Raw genomic sequence first — 3,768 nt, forward strand, 5'->3', positions numbered from 1 at the left:
GTGGAAGGGATGGACGTCAATCTGTCACTGGTTTCGCAGATGCCGAAGGCAAAATCTTAAGGCGGGCAATCAGGGATGAAAATTTATCGTCCATTGTGGAACGAGGGAGCATTGCTGTCCCCTCAGCAGTTTCAACAGCAGTCTGAGTGGGAAGCGTTGTCCCGTACCGGTGTGGCTAACCGCGGCAGTGCATTCCCCTGGGGCGTCGGACATGTCGAACTAGATGAAGCCATGCTGGCGTCAGGTCGCGTTCAGGCGCAGTCGGTGCGATTGTGGCTCCCGGATGACACGCTGATTGATACCCGGCACAGTGATCTGCCACCGGCTCCCCGCGAGATTGAAGCCCCGGCTTCAGCAGACAATGCCCCGGTGACGGTGTATGTGGCGTTGCCGGTAATGCAGGCGGGGATTGTCAATGTGCTGACTGATACGGTGCCAGCGGAGCGCCCGCTGCGCTATGTCGAAGCCTGGGAAAACATTGCTGATCGTTTCAGCCAAGAAGAAGAGCCGATGGCAGTGGCCCGCTTCAATCTGGCCTTTCGGTTCGGGCATGAAGACAATGGTGCTTGGGACACCTGCGCCGTTGCCCGCCTGTTACGAGACGGGCAGGGGGGCTGGCGTCAGGATCCGGATTTTATCCCGCCGATAGCATTATTCTCGGCCAGTCGTGGCCTGTGTGAACGACTGGCACTGTTAAACCGCCAGCTGCGCTCACGCCGTCAGCGCCTGATGTCTATGCGCCGAGAGAGTAATGATCGGATGGCTGATTTTGCGGTCGCCGATGTTTCACTGTTCTGGCTGCTGAATGCCCTGAACTCCCATGCTCGTGTGCTCGCCGAGTTTGAACGTTTCCCAAACAGGCACCCCGAGCTGGTCTGGGCAGAGTTGGCTCGTCTGGCCGGCAGTATGCTGACCTTCTCGCTGGATCATGATCTGGATGCCATTCCTGGCTACGACCACAGCACGCCGGAAAAGACCTTCCCGCCGTTATTTGATCTCATCAGCGAGCTGCTTGAAGCAAGTCTGCCGTCTCGTGTGGTGGCAGTCAAAATGGACAGGATGGATCCGGAAACTTGGAAAGCGGTGCTGCATGATATTCGCCTGCGTGATGAAGCCGACTTTTATCTGTCTGTGCGAAGTAACCAGCCAGCTTGGCAGATTGCCGAACGCTTTGCGGAAGTTTGTATTGCCGGGGCACCGGCCAGTGTCGGTGAGGTCTCGGGTCTGGCTGTGGAAGGCATAGGTCTTATTGCGCTCAGCCGTGTGCCTGCTGCTCTGCCGGTACGTTTGGAGAACCAGTACTTTGTCCTGGATATGGAGAGCGATGCCGCGCGTGAAATGCTGGATCAGGGGGTCTGTGTGTTCTATGTCCCGTCCGTGCTCGGTGAGCTGGAGCTGGAACTGTTTGCGGTGCTGCGCTCATGAAAAAAGACACCGATATTGATGCTCTGATGGCAGAAACTTGGCTGACCGTGGCGCAGTTGCGCCACGGTGGTGAAGTTACTGATGGTCCGGCGCTTTATGCTGCCTGTAAAGGACAGGTAGACAGTGTGCGTGAAGCGCTGAAGCGTGCCGGGTTTGATAGTGAAAGCATTGATCACATCACCTATGCTCAGTGCGCCCTGCTGGACGAAACGGTTCTGAACCGTAAACCGATACAGAGGGCGTCAGCTTCTGATGCCGGTGAGGCGGAACCTACGGGGATCTCTTCCTCTTATGAACGTGCGGGCGATACGCAGAAAGTCATGCTGGATGCCGCTCAGAAAGCGTGGCGTTCAGCGCCACTGCAGACGGTCTATTTTGGTTCATTGCGTGCCGGTGGCGCATTGTATGGTCGTATCGCGGAAGTGCTGCGCCAACCGGCCCCAGAGCCGGCAGTACTGACCTGCTACCAGCGGGTGCTGGCGTTGGGATTCCAGGGCCAGTACAGCCTGTCCGGTGTGGGGCAATCCCGTCGTGATGAGGTTATCTCGGCGCTCAATGAACGCGTACCTCCACTCGAGACTGGTGCATCCCTAGTGGTGCACAAAACTGGACGGCGTCGCTACAACCTGCTGCGTTCCGTCTGGTTCTGGATTGTGGTGGCGGTCGTGCTGACTGGCGCGGTGTGGCTGGGGGGGCATTTGTGGCTGCAGGACCTGCTGCACCAGCAATTGCCGGTGCAACGCTGATGGGGGGACGAATGTTCGTCCGCGCGGCGCTTCCAGTGTTGGTCTGTCTGGTTGGCGTATTGTGGCTGGTATGGGGGTTCTTGCCATGGATGGTGATGGGCAAATCACTGCTGACGTTGGCTGTACTGCTCGTTGCCGGGTGGGTGACCTACCGACGTTATTGCCACCTGCAGCCTACGCAGCAGGTGGATGACGCGAGTTTTCTCCCGCCGGAAGAGCATACCGGACCGGTGGTACTGGTATGCGGGGATGTGAATGACAATATGTTCGCATTGGGGCCATTTCGTCACACGACGCAGGGTTGGTACCTACGGATCACCGACCTGACAGAATTGACGGGGCTTGCCACACGTCTGCTGGCCCGTACGCCGATGATGGCCGGGCAACTTGCGGTCATGTACCGCTGTTTGCCGGACCGTCATGATGATGAGGCCCTGTTACGAGCTTCCCTAAAAGCGCTGCGTCTGCAGGTGAAACAGCTTTGCGAACTGACTGGCTATGACGTCCCGGTGGTGCTGAACGCGGAGTTCAGCGGTCCGGAGACGCCCTGGATAGTGGCGCGGGGTAATACGTTACTGGCGTGCCCGAATGATGAACCGGCGATCGCGCTCAGTGAATGGCAGCGTGCAGCGCAGACCGCCACCGTCCAGCCGTTTCTGATGCAGGCTACGGCGATGCTTCATACGCTCATGCTGGATGAGCTGGGAAAATCCGACAGGCTGTGCCCTGCAGTTCGGCCGTTTGCGGTGACTCTGCGTCTTGGACAGGTACAGACCGCCGCTAGCGCCCTGTGGCCACAGTGGCTGTTTCGTCTGACTCGTATCTCTCCCGCCACCCGGGTGGGTGTGTATGAACCTCGCTGGCATTTTGCCGACCCTGTTCTGCCGCTCCTGATGCCGTATACCACGCCGTTACAAGGTGGCAAAACCAGGCGTCGAGTTGTAATGGTGCTGCTGTTGTGCGCACTCAGCGCGCTCGCCTTATCCATCCTGCATAACCAGGCCCTGATCCGCCAGGTGGCTACAGATCTGCAACGTTGGCAGGCCATTCCAATGGATCACTACGGCCCGAAAGCACAGTCACTGCATGCCCTGCAGCAGGACGTGTTGTTACTGGAACGCTGGCAGCGTCAGGGGGTGCCACAACGATATGGTTTGGGACTGTATCCGGGCGAACGGCTGTGGCTCGCGGTTCAGCAAGCCATAGATACCTATGTGCCGCCACCACCTCCACCGCCCCCGCCGGAAAAACCCCAACCGAAGCCAGCGCCAAAAATTGTGCGCCTCGACAGCTTGTCGCTGTTTGATTCCGGCAAAGCGGCGCTCAAAACCGGTTCAACCAAGGTACTGGTCAATGCGCTGGTGGGCATCAAGGCCAAACCGGGCTGGCTGATTGTGGTCAGCGGCCATACCGATAACACCGGCAACCCCACACTGAACCAAACCCTCTCGCAACAGCGCGCCGAATCGGTGCGCGACTGGATGCGTGATACCGGGGACGTGCCGGAAAGCTGTTTTGCGGTGCAGGGTTACGGCGAAAGCCGCCCTGTTGCCACCAACGACACCCCGGAAGGCCGCGCGCTGAATCGGCGTGTCGA

At 58.8% G+C, this 3,768-nt stretch carries 3 protein-coding genes; all 3 read left to right on the forward strand.

Going from position 1 to position 3,768, the window contains the following annotated elements; all coding sequences use genetic code 11:
- The first annotated feature begins 75 nt into the window (after positions 1 to 75).
- A complete protein-coding gene (gene tssK, locus ACQKDS_RS20085; protein ID WP_399674015.1) occupies positions 76 to 1,425 on the forward strand; it encodes a type VI secretion system baseplate subunit TssK in 1,350 nt (449 codons plus the stop codon).
- The gene (gene tssL / locus ACQKDS_RS20090) at positions 1,422 to 2,171 is read left to right on the forward strand and encodes a type VI secretion system protein TssL, short form (RefSeq protein ID WP_399674013.1); all 750 of its coding nucleotides are present in this window, start codon (positions 1,422 to 1,424) and stop codon (positions 2,169 to 2,171) included. The genes tssK and tssL overlap by 4 nt, the downstream gene beginning before the upstream one ends.
- On the forward strand, positions 2,126 to 3,768 hold a 1,643-nt coding region (locus ACQKDS_RS20095), incomplete at its 3' end, for an OmpA family protein (RefSeq protein ID WP_427673887.1). The genes tssL and ACQKDS_RS20095, both read left to right, overlap by 46 nt.

This window comes from Serratia sp. NPDC078593 (genome assembly GCF_050268245.1).
In the GTDB taxonomy this organism is placed as follows: Bacteria; Pseudomonadota; Gammaproteobacteria; order Enterobacterales; family Enterobacteriaceae; genus JBNNGK01.